This window comes from Pantoea sp. X-Soil-TKNS-1280 (assembly GCF_059730475.1).
This window is the reverse complement of record NZ_AP035967.1, coordinates 16,603-35,030: the sequence shown is the minus strand read 5'-3', so window position 1 is coordinate 35,030 and position 18,428 is coordinate 16,603. Positions and strand designations below refer to the sequence as shown.

General features: G+C 54.5%; 12 protein-coding genes and 1 pseudogene. 9 read left to right on the top strand and 4 right to left on the bottom strand.

The genetic code is table 11. The features are described 5' to 3' along the window. Positions 1–14 precede the first annotated feature (14 nt). On the bottom strand, positions 15–8,594 hold the full coding sequence (locus AC6I8X_RS28525) for a GH36-type glycosyl hydrolase domain-containing protein (RefSeq protein ID WP_497842106.1): 8,580 nt from the start codon (positions 8,592–8,594) through the stop codon (positions 15–17). 656 nt (positions 8,595–9,250) lie between these two features. Between AC6I8X_RS28525 and AC6I8X_RS28520 the strand changes: the two genes are divergently transcribed. The 5 genes from AC6I8X_RS28520 (at position 9,251) to AC6I8X_RS28500 (ending at position 11,599) form a co-directional block, all read left to right on the top strand. Beyond that, on the top strand, positions 9,251–9,415 hold the full coding sequence (locus AC6I8X_RS28520; protein ID WP_313684631.1) for a YnfU family zinc-binding protein: 165 nt from the start codon (positions 9,251–9,253) through the stop codon (positions 9,413–9,415). Between the two features lie 80 nt (positions 9,416–9,495). Beyond that, positions 9,496–9,744, top strand: a complete 249-nt coding sequence (locus AC6I8X_RS28515) for a hypothetical protein (protein ID WP_313684633.1) — start codon at positions 9,496–9,498, stop codon at positions 9,742–9,744. Positions 9,745–9,988: 244 nt separating this feature from the next. After that, complete coding sequence (locus AC6I8X_RS28510) at positions 9,989–10,189, top strand: hypothetical protein (protein ID WP_497842105.1); 201 nt, start codon at positions 9,989–9,991, stop codon at positions 10,187–10,189. 216 nt (positions 10,190–10,405) lie between these two features. Beyond that, the gene (gene umuC, locus AC6I8X_RS28505; RefSeq protein ID WP_497842142.1) at positions 10,406–11,407 is read left to right on the top strand and encodes a translesion error-prone DNA polymerase V subunit UmuC; all 1,002 of its coding nucleotides are present in this window, start codon (positions 10,406–10,408) and stop codon (positions 11,405–11,407) included. Between the two features lie 57 nt (positions 11,408–11,464). Further along, positions 11,465–11,599 carry a DUF4113 domain-containing protein gene (locus AC6I8X_RS28500; protein WP_497842104.1) on the top strand — a complete coding sequence of 45 codons (135 nt, stop codon included), beginning with the start codon at positions 11,465–11,467 and terminating at the stop codon, positions 11,597–11,599. A gap of 279 nt (positions 11,600–11,878) precedes the next feature. Here the strand turns inward: AC6I8X_RS28500 and eamB are convergent. The 3 genes and pseudogenes from eamB to AC6I8X_RS28485 all read right to left on the bottom strand — a co-directional run bounded on the left by eamB (position 11,879) and on the right by AC6I8X_RS28485 (position 14,323). Beyond that, positions 11,879–12,465: pseudogene (gene eamB, locus AC6I8X_RS28495) on the bottom strand (cysteine/O-acetylserine transporter). Positions 12,466–12,617: 152 nt separating this feature from the next. After that, on the bottom strand, positions 12,618–13,202 hold the full coding sequence (locus tag AC6I8X_RS28490) for a TetR/AcrR family transcriptional regulator (protein ID WP_497842103.1): 585 nt from the start codon (positions 13,200–13,202) through the stop codon (positions 12,618–12,620). A gap of 71 nt (positions 13,203–13,273) precedes the next feature. After that, positions 13,274–14,323 (bottom strand): aldo/keto reductase, encoded by a 1,050-nt coding sequence (locus AC6I8X_RS28485; RefSeq protein ID WP_497842102.1) that lies wholly within the window; start codon positions 14,321–14,323, stop codon positions 13,274–13,276. Between the two features lie 109 nt (positions 14,324–14,432). On the opposite strand from AC6I8X_RS28485, the gene AC6I8X_RS28480 reads away from it, so the two are divergent. From AC6I8X_RS28480 to AC6I8X_RS28465, 4 genes are all read left to right on the top strand, one after another. Then, on the top strand, positions 14,433–15,224 hold the full coding sequence (locus AC6I8X_RS28480; RefSeq protein WP_497842101.1) for an SDR family NAD(P)-dependent oxidoreductase: 792 nt from the start codon (positions 14,433–14,435) through the stop codon (positions 15,222–15,224). 71 nt (positions 15,225–15,295) lie between these two features. Beyond that, positions 15,296–16,402, top strand: a complete 1,107-nt coding sequence (locus AC6I8X_RS28475) for an NADH:flavin oxidoreductase (RefSeq protein WP_497842100.1) — start codon at positions 15,296–15,298, stop codon at positions 16,400–16,402. 64 nt (positions 16,403–16,466) lie between these two features. Then, positions 16,467–17,276, top strand: a complete 810-nt coding sequence (locus tag AC6I8X_RS28470) for an oxidoreductase (protein ID WP_497842099.1) — start codon at positions 16,467–16,469, stop codon at positions 17,274–17,276. Between the two features lie 95 nt (positions 17,277–17,371). Next, positions 17,372–18,379: an NADP-dependent oxidoreductase gene (locus AC6I8X_RS28465; protein ID WP_497842098.1), complete on the top strand. Its 1,008-nt coding sequence runs from the start codon at positions 17,372–17,374 to the stop codon at positions 18,377–18,379. The last annotated feature ends 49 nt before the right edge of the window (positions 18,380–18,428 follow it).

Here is an 18,428-nt window from a genome sequence, read left to right as displayed (position 1 = left end):
ATTTTAAATCAGTCTCAGTTTTGAATTATCTCAACCGTATGGTGTTGTCTGTCATCCAGCAGCGGAATTCTGTCGTCAGGCAGGAGGATGCCATCCAGCGTAACCCGATACTCTCCGTCGCCGCGTGCAACGCTAATCTGATAATGGCTTTCACCATATTGATAGGCCACAGAAAAAGACGGCCACTCATCCGGTAACCGGGCATGAACCGTAAAGTCAGTACCGGAACGTTTTATCCCCAGTAATTCCTCGGTAAGTAAACGCCAGGCCCAGCCTGCGGAACCGGTATACCAGCTCCATCCTGCACGTCCGGTATGGGGAGCGACGCTGTAGACATCAGCACTCATGACATAAGGCTCAGCTTTATAAATCCCGACCGAGCCCGCATTCAGAGTATGATTTATAGGGTTGAGCATTGACCAGAGTTGCCAGGCACGTTCGGCATTCCCCATTCGGGCAAATGCCATCACTGCCCAGATGGCGCCATGTGTATACTGCCCTCCGTTTTCCCGCACACCGGGCAGGTACCCCTGTATGTAACCCGGATTTGGACCGTGTCCATCGAAAGGGGGCGTTAACAGTTTGATCAGTCCCCCCTCGTTATCCACAAGGTGCTTATCCAGCGCCTGCATGGCCTTTGCGCACCGTCCCGGGCTTGCGGCCCCGGACAATACAGACCAGCTCTGCGCAATCGCATCAATCCGGCACTCCTGTGAGGCTTTCGACCCCAGGGGAGAACCATCGTCAAAATATCCGCGCCGGTACCATTCACCATCCCAGGCGTGGGCTTCGAGATTGCTTTGCAGGTGCAGCGCCTGTGAACGGCACATCGAGGCGACACTTTCATCCAGCCTGCGCTCCGCCAGCCCTGCAAACCGCTGCAAAATGTTGTACAGGAAGAAGCCCAGCCAGACGCTTTCACCTTTGCCTTCGATACCCACGCGGTTCATCCCGTCATTCCAGTCACCTGCCCCCATCAGAGGCAGACCATGCACCCCGAACCGCTGTCCATGGCGAATCGCTTTGACGCAGTGTAACCAGAGTGTCTCTTCGGTGCCGCTGATGGCCGGCGTGTCATAGACAGACTCTTCACCAGGCTGAAGCGGGCGTCCCTCCAGATAAGGAATGCGTATTTCCAGTACATCCATATCCCCCGTCGTTTCAACATAGTGGCAAACGGCAAGCGGCAGCCACAGGTAGTCATCAGAACAGCGGGTGCGCACACCGTTGCCGAGTGGCGGGTGCCACCAGTGCTGCACATCACCCTCGATAAACTGGCGTGATGCACACAGTATTATCTGTTCACGCATCCGGTCCGGGTCAGCATGGCTCAGTGCCAGTGTATCCTGTAGCTGATCGCGAAAACCAAATGCACCGCCAGACTGATAGTAACCACTGCGGGCCAAAAGGCGGCAGGCTACTGTCTGATACAACAGCCAGCCATTAACCAGTAAATTTACGGACGTGTCGGGGGTGTTAACCACGATTTTATCGAGCACATTATGCCAGTGGTTATGAACCCGGTTCAGTTCCTGACGGACCGTATCCTCGTTCATGTAACGGGCCAGCGTTTCCTGAGCACAAACATCATTCTCCTCTGCGCCGAGGATAAAAATAAACGTCCTCTGATCCCCATCAATTAATGTAACCGTAGATTGTACCGCCCCGCAGGGATCCAGACCGGCGCCCGTCTTACCTGAAAGCCTGCTCAGTTTCATGGCCGACGGGGCGTGCAGGGAACCATTACGGCCGATAAACTCCCGGCGGTCCCCCGTCAGCGAACAGTCATTACCGCTGACGGCAAAAAATGCAGTTCGGCCGCCACCGTTATCGCCATAAAAGTTGTTCGCCAGCACCCCATAGCCACCAGGCGTTCTGGCTGCATGTGTCACAATGTGAGGGGCTGAGCGAGTTCGTGATCCTCCGAGCGTCCACTCAACATAGCCTGTGACGGAGAGTTTACGTGTCCGTCCCGAAGAGTTACTGAGCGTCAGGAGCACCAGTTTAACTGGCTCCTCTTCGGCAACCAGGACCGTCAGCTCGCTGTCTATACCACTTTCACGATGGGCAAAAACGCTGTAACCAAAACCATGGCGGGTCAGGTAATCACCGTGTCCGCGAACAGGCAAAGCCGTCGGTGACCAGCACTCACCGCTCTCTTCATCGCGCAGATAAAACGCCTCGCCGCTGCGATCGCTCACCGGATCGTTCTCCCACGGTGTCAACCGGTATTCATGTGCATTCTCATACCAGGAGTAGGCCTGTCCTGACTCTGAAATCACACAGCCAAAACGGGAATTTGCCAGTACGTTTGACCAGGGAGCCGGTGTAAGCGCATTTTCCCGCAGGACAATCTGATACTCCCGACCATCCTGAGAAAATCCACCGTACCCATTGAAATGGCATAACTGACTGATATCGGGGCTCCAGTCCGTATGTTGATTACGCTCGCGCACAGCACGCGGAATGAATGCTCTGGCCGGCGATTTCAGGGTATGAATACGCTGGTTAAGCTGCTCATTAATACCCCCTGCGCGGTCATCAAGATAAAGACAGGCCACGCTCATCAAAAGCAACTTATCCTCAGCGGAGAGATGCTCGCCATTACGGACAAAAAGCCCGCCCGTTTTGTCCAGCAGACTGGCTTCAGACCCGGCATAAATTAAATCCATAATCTGATTTTGTAATCCCTGCTGGTAGCCGCCGGGGCTGTTATTCAGGATAACCAAATCAACATCCAGCCCTTTCTGTCTCCAGTAACGGTGTGCCTGAATCAGCGTGGTCACTGAGGTGATACTTTCCTCGCTGGTTAGACTAAGCAGCACTATCGGCAGATCGCCCGAAATTGCCCAGCCCCACAGACCGGACTGGCCACGCCGGTTGCGGCTGATCGCCTGGCCTTCGGCGCGCAGCTCCTGGACAGGGTAAAGCACAGCACTGGCGAGACGATTGAACAAAGTGGCATCATCTTCACTGGCGTTCATTTGGCGTAATACCACCAGACTGTGAGACCAGGCCAGTTCAAAGACGCGATCGGCAATAGGGTAATCGCGATATTTTTCCAGCAGCGCCAGGCTCTGCTGACGGGTCTCACTGATACCATAAATGATATCAATCGTGACCGGCTGCGCCGGTTGCAGAATGATGGCGTGGCGAATTGTCAGTATCGGATCCAGCACTGACCCCGACGTGTTGCTGAGCGTCCCTCCAGCCTCTATTGCCAGGGCATCCGCAGGGGTTCTGCCACGCCCAATAAATTTTTCCCTGTCCGTTTCAAACGAGACATCATGTCGGTTATCGCCACGCACCACCATCATGTGAAACAGGCAAGGACCGGTTTCATCCGGGGAGCGCGGGCGCCGGTGGCAAAGAATAGCGTCACGCTCAGGATCCAGCTCAGTCTGAATAAACAGATTGCTGAATGCCGGATGTGCCAGATCGCTGGCATCAGGTGCCAGTACTACTTCAGCATAGGTTGTCAGTTCCAGAGAGCGGGGATGGCGACCACGATGAATCAGTGTGAGCCGTCGCAACTCAACATCATCCTCCGGGGAGATCACCACCTGAGTTTTGACGCTGAGTTCCCCGAAGGTGCGTCTGAATTCAGCCCCCGCATCGGTGAATAATACTTCCTCGTCGTGTGCGCTGGTGTAACCTGTCGGTTGCCAGGTATTGCTCCACACATTTCCCGTCTGTGTATCGCGGATATAGCAGAATGCTCCCCAGTTATCGCGGGTGGTATCACTGCGCCAGCGTGTAAGTGCAATTTCATTCCAGCGACTGTAACCACCGCCACCCGCGGTCAACATCAGATGATAATGGCCGTTGGACAGGAGCTGAATATCCGGAGCTGGTGTATCCACGCTATAGAAAATACGGGGTTCATAGCGGACGGGTTTGATCCTGCCCTCATGAGATTCAAAATGACGGCGCGGACTGTACAGATCGACCGCATCCGGCACGCGCTCCTGTAACAGAAGGCTCGCTGACCGGAAGACCGTACTGGACATGAATCTTTCAGTCATCGGGGCGTCAAGCAGCACATGAGCCAGCGCCTGAAATGCCATGCCCTGGTGATGCGCCATCCAGGACTGTACCACCGCATAGAGCTGACCGGTTGCGAGGCGTGAGGGGGTATAGTCCAGCGCTTCATAAAAACCGTATTCTCCATGTGCACCATTTTTTTGCAGCCGGAACAGGTTCTCACAGGCTCTCTGTGGGGAGACCATCAGCGCCAGTAGTGTGGCGTAAGGGGCGACAACCATGTCATCGGCAAGCCCCCTGCGCAGCCCGAGACCCGGGACACCAAATGCCTGATACTGATAATTATGCTGAACATCAAAAGCATGATAGCCAGACTCTGAAACACCCCATGGTACCCCGCGTTCTTTCCCCCAGTGAATCTGTCGCATAACCGCCGACTTACTCATTTCATCGAGCAGGCTGCCGGGCAAGGTGGGCATCACCAGATTCGGCATCAGGTATTCAAACATGGACCCGCTCCATGACATCAGGGCAGTTTCATTATCAATCGTGGTAAACAGTCGACCCAGCGCGTACCAGCTTTTAAGAGGCAGCTGATTAGTCGCAATGGCAAGAAAACTGGTGAGGCGGATTTCAGACGGCAGGAGATCATAATGGCTCTTGTCAGGCGTATTCGTGTCACAGTTATAACCGACGCTGAGCAGACTGGTTGCTTCGCTGTACAGAAAGGCGAAATCCATCCGGGCATGCTCATCCAGCCGCTGTTCAAGCTCGGTGATAATATTGAGTCGCATTCGGGCCTGCTCCGTCGCTGACGCCGGAGGTGTTCCTGTAGCGGTTTTCGTACGGGCAAGCTCGCTCAGCGTCGGCAGCGTCTGTTCGTTCCAGGATGCAGGTAACCAGCCAAGCAACAGCGACCACTCATGGCAAATCTGAACCAGTTGATGCTCCAGATGCCCTGCCCAGCGTATCTGAAGGGGAGATCCCTGATGACATGGCGTGGTCAGATGGTTGCATTGGGTGCGCATGTTTTTCAGTTCGCGGAAAAACGCCTGCGGAGAGAGCGACACCGCGCTCAGGCAGTGTTTGCGCAGCTGCAGCAGGCTGTCAGGTGGGTTCTGACCCCACTGTTTTTCCAGAATATCCAGCGTATCGTTCAGTCCTGCCAGTATCTGTTGGCTGTTTAAAACAGGCTGATGACGCATGGCGGACAGCCCTGCACGCAGTGTCAACAAATGCCCGGCCATGTTGCCGCTGTCGACACTTGAGATATAGCGTGGGCTGAGGGGGGCCAGCGTGCGGGTGTCATACCAGTTGTAGAGATGGCCCCGGTAGTGCTCCATTTTGTCCAGCGTATCGAGCATGAGCGACACGCGCCGGAGCACTTCTCCGCCTGGCAGGTAGCCAAAGTCCCATGCCGTCAGGTTAGCCATAAGGGACAGACCAATATTGGTAGGGGAAGTTCGATGTGCCACCGTCGGTTGTGGTATTTCCTGATAGTTATCAGGCGGAAGCCAGTTCTCTTTTTCTGTGGCAAAGGTTTCAAAAAATGCCCAGATTTCACGGCTTGTCTGGCGTAACAGCTGGTTTTGTTCCTGATTTGGCGAAAACACCTTACGCATGGGCTGGCGACTCAGCCAGCTCAGCAGCAGCGGCGCCACACACCATAACAAACCGATCGGTAACGCAATCCCCAGCAGTTGTGGGCCAAATTTTCCGGTCAGTATTGTCAGCGCCACGCCACCTGCAACATTCAGCCACATCGCCTGATAAAAACGTGCAACAGTGGGGCTGGCCTGATTGCTGTCCTGGCTGTGGCTGACCCACTGGCTGAGGTGACGCCTGCTGATCCCCAGTCGCCATAGCGTCACGGCGATCGCTTTCAGCGAATATCCGGCTTCGTGCGGCAGTATCGCAAAATTAAGGCCGATACCTGACAGACGCTTCAGCCCGCCCGCCCCCACCAGTAACAGATGCGGCTTCAGGCGGCGACGCAGCGGTTTATGCAGAAGGTCATGGGTGATGCAGAGGATGGCTGGCAACAGCCATATCAGTGACAGTACGCCAAGCCAGTAAACCGGATTGGGTACCCAAAGCAGGGTGAAGAACAGCAATACCAGTAAAGAGGGGGCTACCAGACTGCGACGCAGATTATCGAGTAATTTCCAGTAAGAAAGCGCGTTCAGGGGATTCCTGGCCCGGGTTCCATCGGCTTTTCTGACACGTGGTTTCAGCCAGTTAAGCAGTTGCCAGTCACCCCGGATCCAGCGTGAACGGCGTGCAACATCCGACAGATAATTATTAGGGTACTGCTCGTAGAGTAGTACCTCACTCAGCAGACCCGAACGTGCATAGCATCCTTCGAGTAGATCATGGCTGAGAATCAGATTTTCCGGGCAGGTATTGGCAGTAGCCTGCATAAAAATGTCAACATCGTAAATCCCTTTGCCCACGAACGATCCTTCCCCAAAGAGATCCTGATAAATATCCGAAGACATCATCGAATAAGGGTTATTGCCCGGTATGCTGCTGCGCAGGGCTGCGTAACTCCCCTGACCGTTGCGTGGTATCTTCTCCGCAAGACCGGGTTGTAAAATGCCAAATCCTTTGACAACCCTCTGGCGTACCGGATCATACTCTGGCGTATTCAGCGGATGCGCCATCGTCGCAACCAGTTTGTGTGCCGTATCGCGCGGCAGCACCGTATCACTGTCCAGAGTAATGACATATTTAATGTGACCAGGTAAAAGGTGGGCAGGCATGTCAGCAATGCTGACGAATTGGGTCCCCGGATGGCGCAACCAGCTGTTCAGTAACGCCAGTTTTCCCCGCTTGCGTTCATAGCCCATCCACGTTCCTTCCACGGGATTCCATTCAGGCTGGCGGTGTAGCAGATAAAAACGTGGGCGGCTGGAGGGGTAGCGGCGATTCAGCTCCTGCGTATCGGCGATCGCCTGTCTGAGCAGCATGTGACTTTCCGGCGAGGGTTCATTTTCAGAATCAGCAAAATCAGTGAGCAGCGCGAACCTGAGATTTTCGTTTTCATTCCCCTGCCAGCAGACTTCAAGACTGGTGAGGAGCTGGCTGAAACTTTCGTGGCTGGTCAGCATGCAGGGGATGACTAACATGGTGGCACTGTCAGCGGGAATACCCGTTGAAAAATCCATCCCCGGCAAGGGGCGAGGAACGCGAAAACGGGTGGTTGCGTCACTGAGTAAATCGCTCATTAACTGAGTCAAAGCGATAATCAGAGGCAATATCATTGCGATCAACAGCCAGTCTGCGCCCTGCATGGCAGTTTCGTGCAATATTGCCGCGGTCGTTGCGGTTGTCAGCAACGCCAGGCTTCCAAACCATGACAGCAGGGTTATTCTGTTGAAACTGTGCCGCAAGCGTATGAGCCTTGAGGTGTCTGCCAGGAGATGAATGTCCAGCGCCTGTCGACCTTCACCCGCAAGATAATAACCAACGTGATGTTCCGGTGTATCGGGAGCTTTTTCCTCTGAAAGCGCCAGCACCCTGTCAGCAACCTCAGGCTCGCTGAGACCACTGTCTCTGGCCAGGACCTCAACAACGTGCCGGTAGTGATCCCGGGTATTGAAGTGCATCCGGGGATAGATACCGGCAGGATCATTGCGTAATGCCTGCTCGACGACGCTTATCGTTTCGGCGAAATCAGCCCAGTCAGTTTCACTCAGTAATCGCAGACCCGTGATGCTGTTACTGACAGACAGCTGGGTGGCGGCAAGCTGTTGATTGAAGCTATGTATGAGAACGTCGGTGGTGATCCCCTGTTCCCGAAGGCACTGATCAACCCAGGTCAGAGGTAGCGACAGCGCGTTGCCATGCCCCTGCAGGCGCCGCACCAGCTCTGCGACAAACGCACTGGTTAACGGAGGTCGGGAGCGCGCCATATCGGCAACCACCATAATTAAATCACCAGGTGCATTCTCTGCACATTCGAAAATCCTTGTTATCCACGAATCTGCCAGGTTTCTGTCCTGCTGAGCTTTTATCACTTCCATGCTGATACGACGAAGATTTTCAATCAGCGCCAGGCGCAGCATTCCCGGTAACGCCCAGACTTCACCCAGTGTCAGCGGTGTCACCTGTTGATAGGCTGTGAGATAGCTGGTCAGGGTGGCGGCATCCCAGCGGCCATCGCCGTGAACAATGGCCTCTGATACAATATGATAAATTCGTGGGCAATTCAGCGGCGACATCAGCGACGGGAGACCTTTACCAAAGCTTTTCGGCAAGTGCTGGCGGACGGTGCGGATTTGTTCTTCAATCAGATAATAATTGTCCAGTAACCACTCCCCGGCGGGCATGATACTGGTCTTTTTCCCCGCGTTAAGCTCATAGCAGTTTTGGGTGATAACGGCCTCATTGTCGCCAAGCCGTTTCAGAAGATAATAAGGATGTTTATCCGGCGATACTTTATGAGTCCGCGCCAGCTTCTGACCGTAGCGTTCCATCTGGACGGTCGAAAAGAGTTCTGACCGCGGAGTGCTTTCACCGGCAGGATCGTTCGCCGAAAACGTAACGTTTTCGGAGGCATTCATCGGAATACGGGAGTGGTTAAACCACGCTCTGGGGTTCATTTTCATAGCATAGCTCTGATGCAACGTTAGCGCGCATGAGCAGTTGCGAAATCAGTTCAGAAACGTTCTCTCAGGATGGGCGTCAGGCATCAGGGATTTAACAGCTGCCGGAATTTAACATAAGTATAGGATATGGGCTCTGGTCTGCGGTTTTAGGCCGAGCCCGGGAGATAAACAGAGCCTTACATCCGTGGCAAAGCATGGACTGATTGTTCCGAATTTATGACTCCGTAACATGCGATCTTCATAACGCTCCATTTCTGCATCAGAAAAAATATCTTGCTGGTTGTCCTGATAAGGCAACATTTTCTCAGGAAATGCGTCTTTTTCATGAGGTATTTCCCGTTGTGATTGTGTTATGTAAACAGGTTAAGAGGTGTGCTTTTTTTTCATAATGGCATCATATGTAACATAAATAACTCGCTTTGAAAACTACGTGGCAAGATTAAAACCAGATCCCAGACACGTGGAAATAAACCTATGCCTTATTAAAGTATAGTGTGAATCACGATTTAATTTTCTTTAATTTCCGTGTTTTTATACTAAAAATATATATACAACAAAAATAGTACATTGAGAAAAAAAGGACAGTTTGGAGTGATAAGGTTAATGAATAGTAAATATTCATGCTAGAATGATATCTCAACACCAGGAAGTGATTTATGCAATGGTCAAACCCGTTTGTAAAATTTTTCGTGCGGACTGAGGCGAATATAAAATGCCCCGTTTGCAAAAGAAATGCAGTGCAATCTCTGGAAAAACAACGGCGTGGACAGGCTATGATCTGCCCGCATTGTAAAGTGCTGTTCGTACTGGAAGCTGAATAGAAAAGACAGTTAACTCAGTCTTCATCAGTTGATGAGCCAGCTCTTTTTATCAGTAAGAAAATATCCAATAGGATGAAAACATGCGTCATATACTTGAATGGGTTGATATTAATGAGCAAATTCCGGGGCTTAAGCAGGAATGTGTTGTTCAATTTAAGTCGGGTGAAGTTCAAGGCGGTTGGCTCTATGGTGGTCAATCCCAAGGGGGCACTCACTTTTTTGTCGAATCACATGCGGAGTATGAGATATCCATGGATGTGACTTTCTGGATGTCGCTTCCCCCCGGTCATCAGAATGCCGAATTAATTATAAATCGTGCTGATGTGTGAAAGCACAAATATTTTGAGGGTTTTATTTATATGTTAGATTGCCCCCCTAAGTAAAGGGTTGTTGATAACTTTATATGGTTATCTCTATGAATAGATTTCTAGTTAATGTTGCGAAAGGAAACGGATGGGTAGTAAGTATTGTTACTTTCACTGGTTAAAGTCATTTTCGATAATTACAGGAATCCGATAAATTTAATTTCCGGAAGATCTGTTCGTCAGAGTTATCTCACTTTAATGGGCAATTATGCATAAAGATAATGACAGACACATGCTGGTTTCTGACGCTATTCATAAAGCAGTACACCAACTTATTAATTCTGGTCATGAAGTGACAAGAAAAGCAACCATCTCTACATTAGAAAAACTCCGCCAAAATGAGAAAGAACCATATTTATCAGATATATACAGAGATGCTTCCTTGATGGTCAGGAATGGTAAGATTTAATTTTATATTTATATATTCTCTTGCACAAGAATCGTTTTTTCCTATGACCTGCTCCGCGTTGACTCACACAAACCACTATGGCAATTTCCGGTTTTGGCACGAATCGGACAGGATTGTGGGCTCAGGGTCTACACACCGAGACCAAACACACAGAAAAAGATAGCAATTAAATAGTAATTAAATAGTAATTAAAATTAGATTGTTACATATAACTAACTGTTAGCGACATTCAGATATAACGACGGCTGTGTGATCGCACGCAACGCATCCGCGAAAAAAATAGGCATTCCTATGGGTGCCCCCTGGTTCCAGATAAAAAATCTGGATTTTCCTGATAAATTTCATGTATTTAGTTATAATTGCGCGCTCTACCACAGCCTCAGCCAGCGCGTGATGACAGCTCTTGAGGAAATGACGCCACGCGTAGAGCAGTATTCGATCGATGAAATGTTCCTCGATCTGACCGGTATCAATGGCTGCGAGGATTTTGAGCACTTCGGCCGTCGGTTGCGCGAAAATGTGCTGGCCACGACCGGACTGACTATCGGCGTAGGTATGGGCCCGACGAAAACGCTGGCAAAATCGGCACAATGGGCAAGTAAGGAGTGGAAGCAATTCCGCGGTGTCCTCGCTCTGACACCGGATAATCCGAAACGCACTGCTACCCTTCTCTCCCGCCAACCGGTGGAAGAAATCTGGGGAGTCGGTCGCCGTATCGGCAAAAAGCTGAATCTGCTCGGTATCCAGACCGCACTGGAACTGGCGCGAACTCATCCGGCCTTTATCCGGAAAAACTTTTCCGTCGTCCTGGAGCGAACCGTGCGTGAACTCAACGGTGAATCCTGTATACCTCTGGAAGAACTCCCGCCATCAAAACAGCAGATAGTATGCAGCCGCAGTTTTGGCAGCCGGGTAACTACAAAGCTCGCCATGACACAGGCGCTCTGTCAGTACGCAGCCCGGGCAGCCGAGAAGTTGCGGGGGGAGCGCCAGTACTGTCGGCATATCAGCGTATTTATCCGGACCTCACCGCACGCCACCGGCGAAATATTTTACGGGAACAGCGCCGGTGAGAAACTGACGCTGCCGACACAGGACACCCGGGACATAACTGCCGTGGTATTGCGCGCGCTCGATCGCATCTGGGTCGATGGCCACCGCTACATGAAGCCGGTGTCATGCTCGATGACTTTACGCCTCTTGGCGTCACCCAGCTGAATCTGTTTGATGATAATCAGCCGCGGCCGAAAAGCCCGCAATTGATGAAAGTGCTGGATGGCATTAATCAATCGGGACTCGGGAAGGTCTGCCGGACAGGGAATGGATACAGAATGGAAAATGAAACGGGAGATGCTGAGCCCCGGCTATACGACACGCTGGAATGAAATCCCGGTAGCTCATGTGCGCTGAAGAGGGGCATCCGTGCAGGGGCTGAATAATACAATCAGTGCTCTAGCTGCGTACTTGCATTTGACTTGACTACCCTTTTGCATTTTACCTGGTGACCGTTTGCAAATTACATGACCATCGCAAGCATTATCTGACCGTACATATTCTAAGGTGAAAGACCTTTCATCTTAACGGCTGCTGTGTGCCAAAAGGGGAAGTAGCTAACAACAAACTGTGTTGTACAGCGGGGAGCAGGTCACTTCATTTTGGCTGCTTATATTTACAGTTCCTGTTCACTTGCTACATCAACATGCGGAATGCGCTGTAGAGGAGGAGTAGAGCAAGCAGCGAATTCATTAGCCGGGTGTGTTTATTAAAAATGTGCTGAAAAAGATGACCTGCCACAGCCCAGGACAGGTGACCTAAATTGCCAATGACGGCCAGAATAAGACTGATCCCAAATATTACTGAAGATTCATGCGTGTAAGGCAGCACAAATGCAGAAAGGGCTGTGATGGCGTAAAGTATGATTTTTACGTTCGCAAACTGGAGCCAGAAACTGCTCCAGAATCCCATAATATCCGGGCTCCTGGTTGCATTATCTGGGGGGCTTGTCGCAATACGCCAGGCCAGCCAGAGAATGTACACCGCCCCCGCCACTGCCAGCCATTTTTCAGCGCGGGCAGCACGTTAACCAGCGTCAGTGAGAAGGTACCACATAGCATCATAACCATCAGAAAACCTGCCCCCATTCCTGTTAACGCGGGCAGGCTGCGTTTTATGCCCTTTCTGTTTACTGAATTCAGTATCAGAATGTTGTTGGGCCCTGGTGTAAAAGCTGTAATCAACGTGTAGGTCAGAAAGGCACTGATTACTTCGAAGGTCATCAGCATCACCTGCAGTTCAGTCCGGTTTTATTCTGCAATCCGTTGATGGCAATGATCAGACATCCGGTTGCGTATTTTATGATTTTTTCGGGGATGAGCTGCCCGCAGATATCCTCAGTACGGTTTATTCATCACACTCTGGCCCCGGATGCTCACTTTTCACGATGACTGCCTGTTTCGTGCAGATAATGTTTTGCCGCACTAAGAAAGCGGTCGGAAAGCTCGTCACCCTCAGTTGCCCGTGCGAGCATAAGCGCACCTGTCATCATCGCCAGTTGCGCCAGATGGCTGTCAGATGGTGAGCTGTCCGGTAAATTCCCCTGCAGAGCTGCCAGATTTTCTGCCATCGTTTTAACACCGCGCGTGTAAGCCCCGCGTACCGGTTTTTCCGCCGACTTGCGCAGCACGTCTGATGCCAGCGCGGTGACCGTACATCCGTTGCCGACGCTGTCTCTGTGCCCGGTGGAGAGATAATAATCAACTAACTCGTCAAAGGTCGCGATGTTGGCTGCCGAGAAAAATGCCCGAGTATCATCAAACGCACGCTGGCAGGCCAGCGCTTCAAGCTCATCTTTTGAGTTGAAATGGCCGTAAAAGCCACCGTGCGTCAGGCCCACGGCCGCCATGATGTCGCTGACGCTGACGCCGTCCAGCCCCCGCTCCCGGAAAAGCTCCGCTGACGCTTTGATGATACTGTCCCGGTTACGCTCCATCTGTTCTTTTGATACGCGCCCCATTAATCCTCCATTCTGACTGAATCTTGCCGGGCGCGGCGGTCCGTGCCCGGGTAAAAACCGCAATTGCTCAATTATGCGCGAGGCGGTGTGACGGGGAGATAGTTATCAGACTCCGCGCCCTGCGCTCTGGGGAGCGTGCCTACAATCTGACGGTGAGGCGTACCGTAATCAATTGCGCTGACATTCTCAAGCCGCGCAACCTGCTCGTCCGTCAGGCTGACGTTCAGAGCCGCGAGCGTGTCGGCGAGCTGTGCCGGGGTGCGCGAGCCAATTATCGGAATAAGCGGGGTGGCAGCCTGTGCAGCGCGATGACGCAGCCACGCGATTGCCACCTGAAGCGGCAGCGCGTTCAGCGCGCAGGCGATACTGAGGACCTCATCCAGCAGTGCCGGGTCTTTTTCCGTGTGAACCAGCCTGCCTGCGAACCCCTGCAGGCGTCCCTCCTGGCTGTTGCGGTATTTGCCTGTGAGCAGCCCTCCGCCGAGCGGCGACCATATCGTCGCCGCCAGGCCAAGCGCTTCCGCCATCGGCAGCAGCCCCCGCTCCGCGCTGCGCTCGGCCAGACTGTACTCCACCTGGATGCCGGCAATGCGGGACCAGCCCCTCAGCTCGGCCAGGGTGTCCGCCCGCGACACCTTCCACGCCGGGAAGTTTGACAGTCCTGCATACAGCACTTTCCCTGACCGGATGAGGTCGTCAAAGGCGCGCACCACCTCCTCGAGCGGTGTCAGCTGGTCATCAAAGTGGGTCCAGAGCAGGTCTATGCGGTCCGTTTTCAGCCTTCTAAGGCTGTTTTCAACCGAGGCAATCATGTTGCGCCGGCTGTTGCCGGTCTGCGCCACGCCTGCATCCGGTCGGGCGCTCAGAGTGTATTTGGTGGCAACCACGAGGCTGTCGCGCGCTGAGGCTATAAACTCCCCGACCAGCTCCTCGGACTGCCCCGCCTGGTAGGTGTCTGCCGTATCAATAAAGTTTCCGCCCGCGCTGACGTAGCCGTCAAACACTGCGCGGGCCTCCTCTTTTTCCGAACCGTAGCCCCAGCCGGTGCCAAAATTACCCGTACCCAGCGCAAGCTCTGAGACGCGCAGGCCGGTGTTTCTGCCGAACGTGGTGTAGCGCATATATCGTCACCCCATATCATTAAATGACAGTTGACATCTATTATACATGCCATGCATCATTTAAAAAACTCCTGAGCGTAAATTTCATTCAGAAAACCGAAGAAAAGAGATGGCTGACAACACGACAGTACTGATAACCGGCGCCTCAACGGGCATTGGTGCCGTTTATGCGGACCGCTTTGCCCGTCGCGGACATCACCTGATACTGGTCGCCCGCGACGCCGGCCGGCTGAACGCGCTGGCTGACAGGCTACAGGCGCAGTATGGCGTCCGGACTGAAGTGCTACCTGCGGACCTGACGGACGCGTCTGCCGTGGAAGCAGTCTCACAGCGCCTGCGTCAGGACGAAAGCATCGGCGTGCTGGTGAACAACGCCGGCATGAGCCTTGGAGGCTCGTTTGTCACGCAGAGCGCTAAAGATATCAACCGGCTGACGGCCGTTAACCTGCACGCGCTGCTAACGCTGGCCCACGCCGCCGCCGGGCGCTTTGCCGCTGAGGGGCGCGGCAGCATCATTAACCTGGCGTCCGTGGTCGGGCTGGCGCCGGAGTTCGACATGACGGTATACGGGGCCACCAAGGCCTTTGTGCTCTACCTCTCGCAGGGCCTGAGTCTTGAGCTGGGTCCGCAGGGCGTCTACGTCCAGGCCGTCCTGCCGGCCGCCACGCGCACCGAAATCCGGGAGCGCTCGGGGGTTGACGTGAATACGCTGAGCGGCGTGATGGACGCGGGCGACATGGTGGATGCCGCACTTGTCGGCTATGACCGCCGTGAACCCGTTACCATTCCGCCACTGCACAAAGAAGAGCAGTGGACCCTACACGAGCAGGCCCGCCAGGCGATGCTGCCGGAGTTCCGGCAGGAACATCCGGCACCGCGCTACCTGAACGCTGACGAATGACATCTTTGCGCTGCGGGCTTTAACGCCCCAGCACGCTCACTATAAAACTGACCTTAAAAAGGAACCGACCCATGTCCGGTAACGCACTGTTTTCCCGATTTACCCTGAAGGGCCTGACGCTGCCCAACCGCATCGTGATGGCACCGATGACCCGCGGCATGGCGCCCGAAGGCATTCCGGGCCAGCCAAACGCCGATTACTACCGCCGTCGCGCGGAGGGTGAGGCCGGCCTCATCCTCACTGAAGGAACCGTCATCAACCGCCCGGCATCCCGTAACATGCCGGGCATCCCTTTCTTCCACGGTGAGCAGGCCCTGGCGGGCTGGAAGCAGGTAGCCGACGCCGTGCATGCGGCCGGCGGCCGCATCGGTCCGCAAATCTGGCACACCGGCTCAACGCGCAGCGGCGAGTGGGAGCCTGACGCGCCGGTTGAAAGCCCGTCCGGCCTGGTCGGCCCGGGTGATGCGCGGGGCGTGGCCATGACTGAGGAAGACATTGCCGATACGGTCGCCGCTTTTGCCCGCGCTGCAGCGGACGCGAAGCGTCTGGGCTTTGACGTTGTTGAGCTGCACGGCGCGCACGGCTACCTGATTGACCAGTTCTTCTGGCCAGGCACCAACCAGCGCACGGACGCGTTTGGCGGGAAAACCATTGCGGAGCGCTCCCGCTTTGCAGCTGATGTCGTGCGTGCCGTGCGCGCGTCAGTGGGCCCCGACTTCCCGCTAATCCTCCGCGTCAGCCAGTGGAAACAGCAGAACTATGCTGCCCGCCTGGCAACAACGCCGCAGGAAATGACCGAATGGCTGGCACCGCTGGTTGAGGCCGGCGTGGATATCCTGCACTGCTCCCAGCGCCGCTTCTGGGAGCCGGAGTTCCCGGACGTTGACGGCAGTGAGGGGCTCAACTTTGCGGGCTGGGCGAAAAAGCTCACCGGTGCGGCCACCATCAGCGTGGGTTCAGTAGGACTGTCGGGTGATTTCTTCGGCGCGTTCGGCGGCCAGGGCTCCGGCACGGCGGAGCTGGATAACCTTCACGCCCGGATGGAGCGCGGAGAGTTTGACCTGATTGCTGTCGGCCGCGCGCTGCTCTCCGACCCGCACTGGGTTGAAAAAGTCCGCGCGGGCCGCACAGACGAGCTGCACGGCTTCCGCGCTGAAGACCTGGCCGCCCTGAACTAGTCTGAGACATCATATAAACCATGCCGGCTGTGGCCGGCATTTTTGTGCACACTCCGGAGATAACATGAAAACTAATAACCCTGTCGCGCTGGTGACCGGCGCCTCGTCCGGCATCGGACTGGCGGTCGCAGAAAAGCTGACCGACGCCGGATATCGCGTCTACGGCACCAGCCGCCGTCCGGCAGAGGCGGGCCGGTTCCGCTTCAGCATGCTGACGCTTGACGTCACCAGCGACGCGTCGGCTGACGCGGCGGTCAGCGAGCTTATTGCCCGCGAAGGGCGTATCGACCTGCTGGTCAGCAACGCCGGCTTTGGCCTGGAGCCCGCCGCCGCCGAGGAGAGCTCGATGGCGCAGGCGCAGTCCCTGTTTGACACCAACTTCATGGGTGTGGTGCGCATGACCCGCGCCGTGCTACCGCAGATGCGCGTGCAGGGTAAGGGGCGCATCATCAACATCGGCTCGGTGCTGGGCCTGGTGCCGATGCCTTACGTGGCGCTTTACGCGGCGAGCAAGCACGCGGTGGAAGGCTATACGGAGGCGCTGGACCATGAGGTACGTACGGCCGGCATACACGCGTCCGTGATTGAGCCCGCCTATACCCGCACGCAGTTTGAAGCAAACAACGTGGCACCGGACACCCCCCTGGCTGAAAATCAGGGGCTGCGCAAAAAACTCAGACAGGTCGTGAGCGAGGCGATGAAAACCGCCGACGAGCCTGAGGTGGTGGCGCAGGTGGTGGTAAATGCCGCGCAGGACAGCAGCCCGCGGCTTCGCTATACGGCAGGAAAGACGGCGGCAAAGCTGGCGTTCATGCGCCGCTTCATGCCCGCATCGCTGCTGGATGCAGGCATACGCAAAAGTCTGGGGCTATGACGACCCCCTGTGCATCAGGCACTTAAAGCTGAAACATCCCCTGTCTGCCCGGCTTTTTATATCTGAAACTCCGGCAAACTTACGGAATAAAAAAAATGAAAGCACTTGTACTGAAAAACTATGGCAAACACGCTCACGTGGATTTTGAAACCCTCCCCCGTCCGGCGATTAAAGAAAATGAAATTCTGGTGAAGGTTCACGCCGTGGGCCTCAATCCGATTGACTATATGATCCCCGAGGGGACGTTTAAACCAGTCCTGCGTTTTACGCTTCCTGCCGTGATGGGCAGCGACCTGGCGGGAACCGTGGTGGAAACCGGCAGTCAGGTGACGCGCTTTCGCACCGGCGATGCCGTGTATGCCAGCGTGTTTGACATGGATAAAGGCTCGCTGGCGGAATATGTTACCGTGCCGGAAAACGCTGCGGCACTGAAGCCTGAGACGCTGAGCTTTACCGAGGCGGCGTCACTGCCAATGGTGGCCCTGACCGCCTGGCAGGCATTTGAGCGCGCGGGCGTTCGTGCAGGCCAGAACGTCTTTATCCCGGCGGGGTCGGGTGGGATTGGCACCATTGCCATTCAGCTGGCGCGATATCTGGGTGCAAGCGTTGCCACCACTACCAGTGCAGGCAATGCGGAGCTTGTCCGGTCTCTGGGGGCACAGCACGTGATTGACTATAAGACGCAACACTTTGAAACCATCCTGAAAGACTATGACATGGTGCTGGGGACCGTGCGGGGTGACGGCGTTGAAAAAGCGGTTGAAATACTCCGGCCCGGGGGGCTGATTGTCTCGCTTGTCGGTCCGCTGGACGTCGCATTCGCACATGAGAGAAATATGAACCCGATGATGAGGGCCATCTTTTGGCTGATGAGCCGCAAAATCAAAAAACTTGCCGCCCGGCGCGACGCCAGCTACGCCTTTCACTTTGTCCGTCCGGATGGTGGCCGGCTGGCAGACATCGCCACACTGGTGGATGCCGGACAGCTGAGTCCAGTCATTGACAAGGTATTTACCTTCGATGAAACGCTCAGGGCGCTGTCGTACCTCAAGGGGGGGCATGCCAGAGGCAAAGTCGTTGTTGAATTAACTGTAAGCCTGTAAATCTGTGAAAGTGATGAAAAAACACTCAGTCTGAATATTTTATCAGATC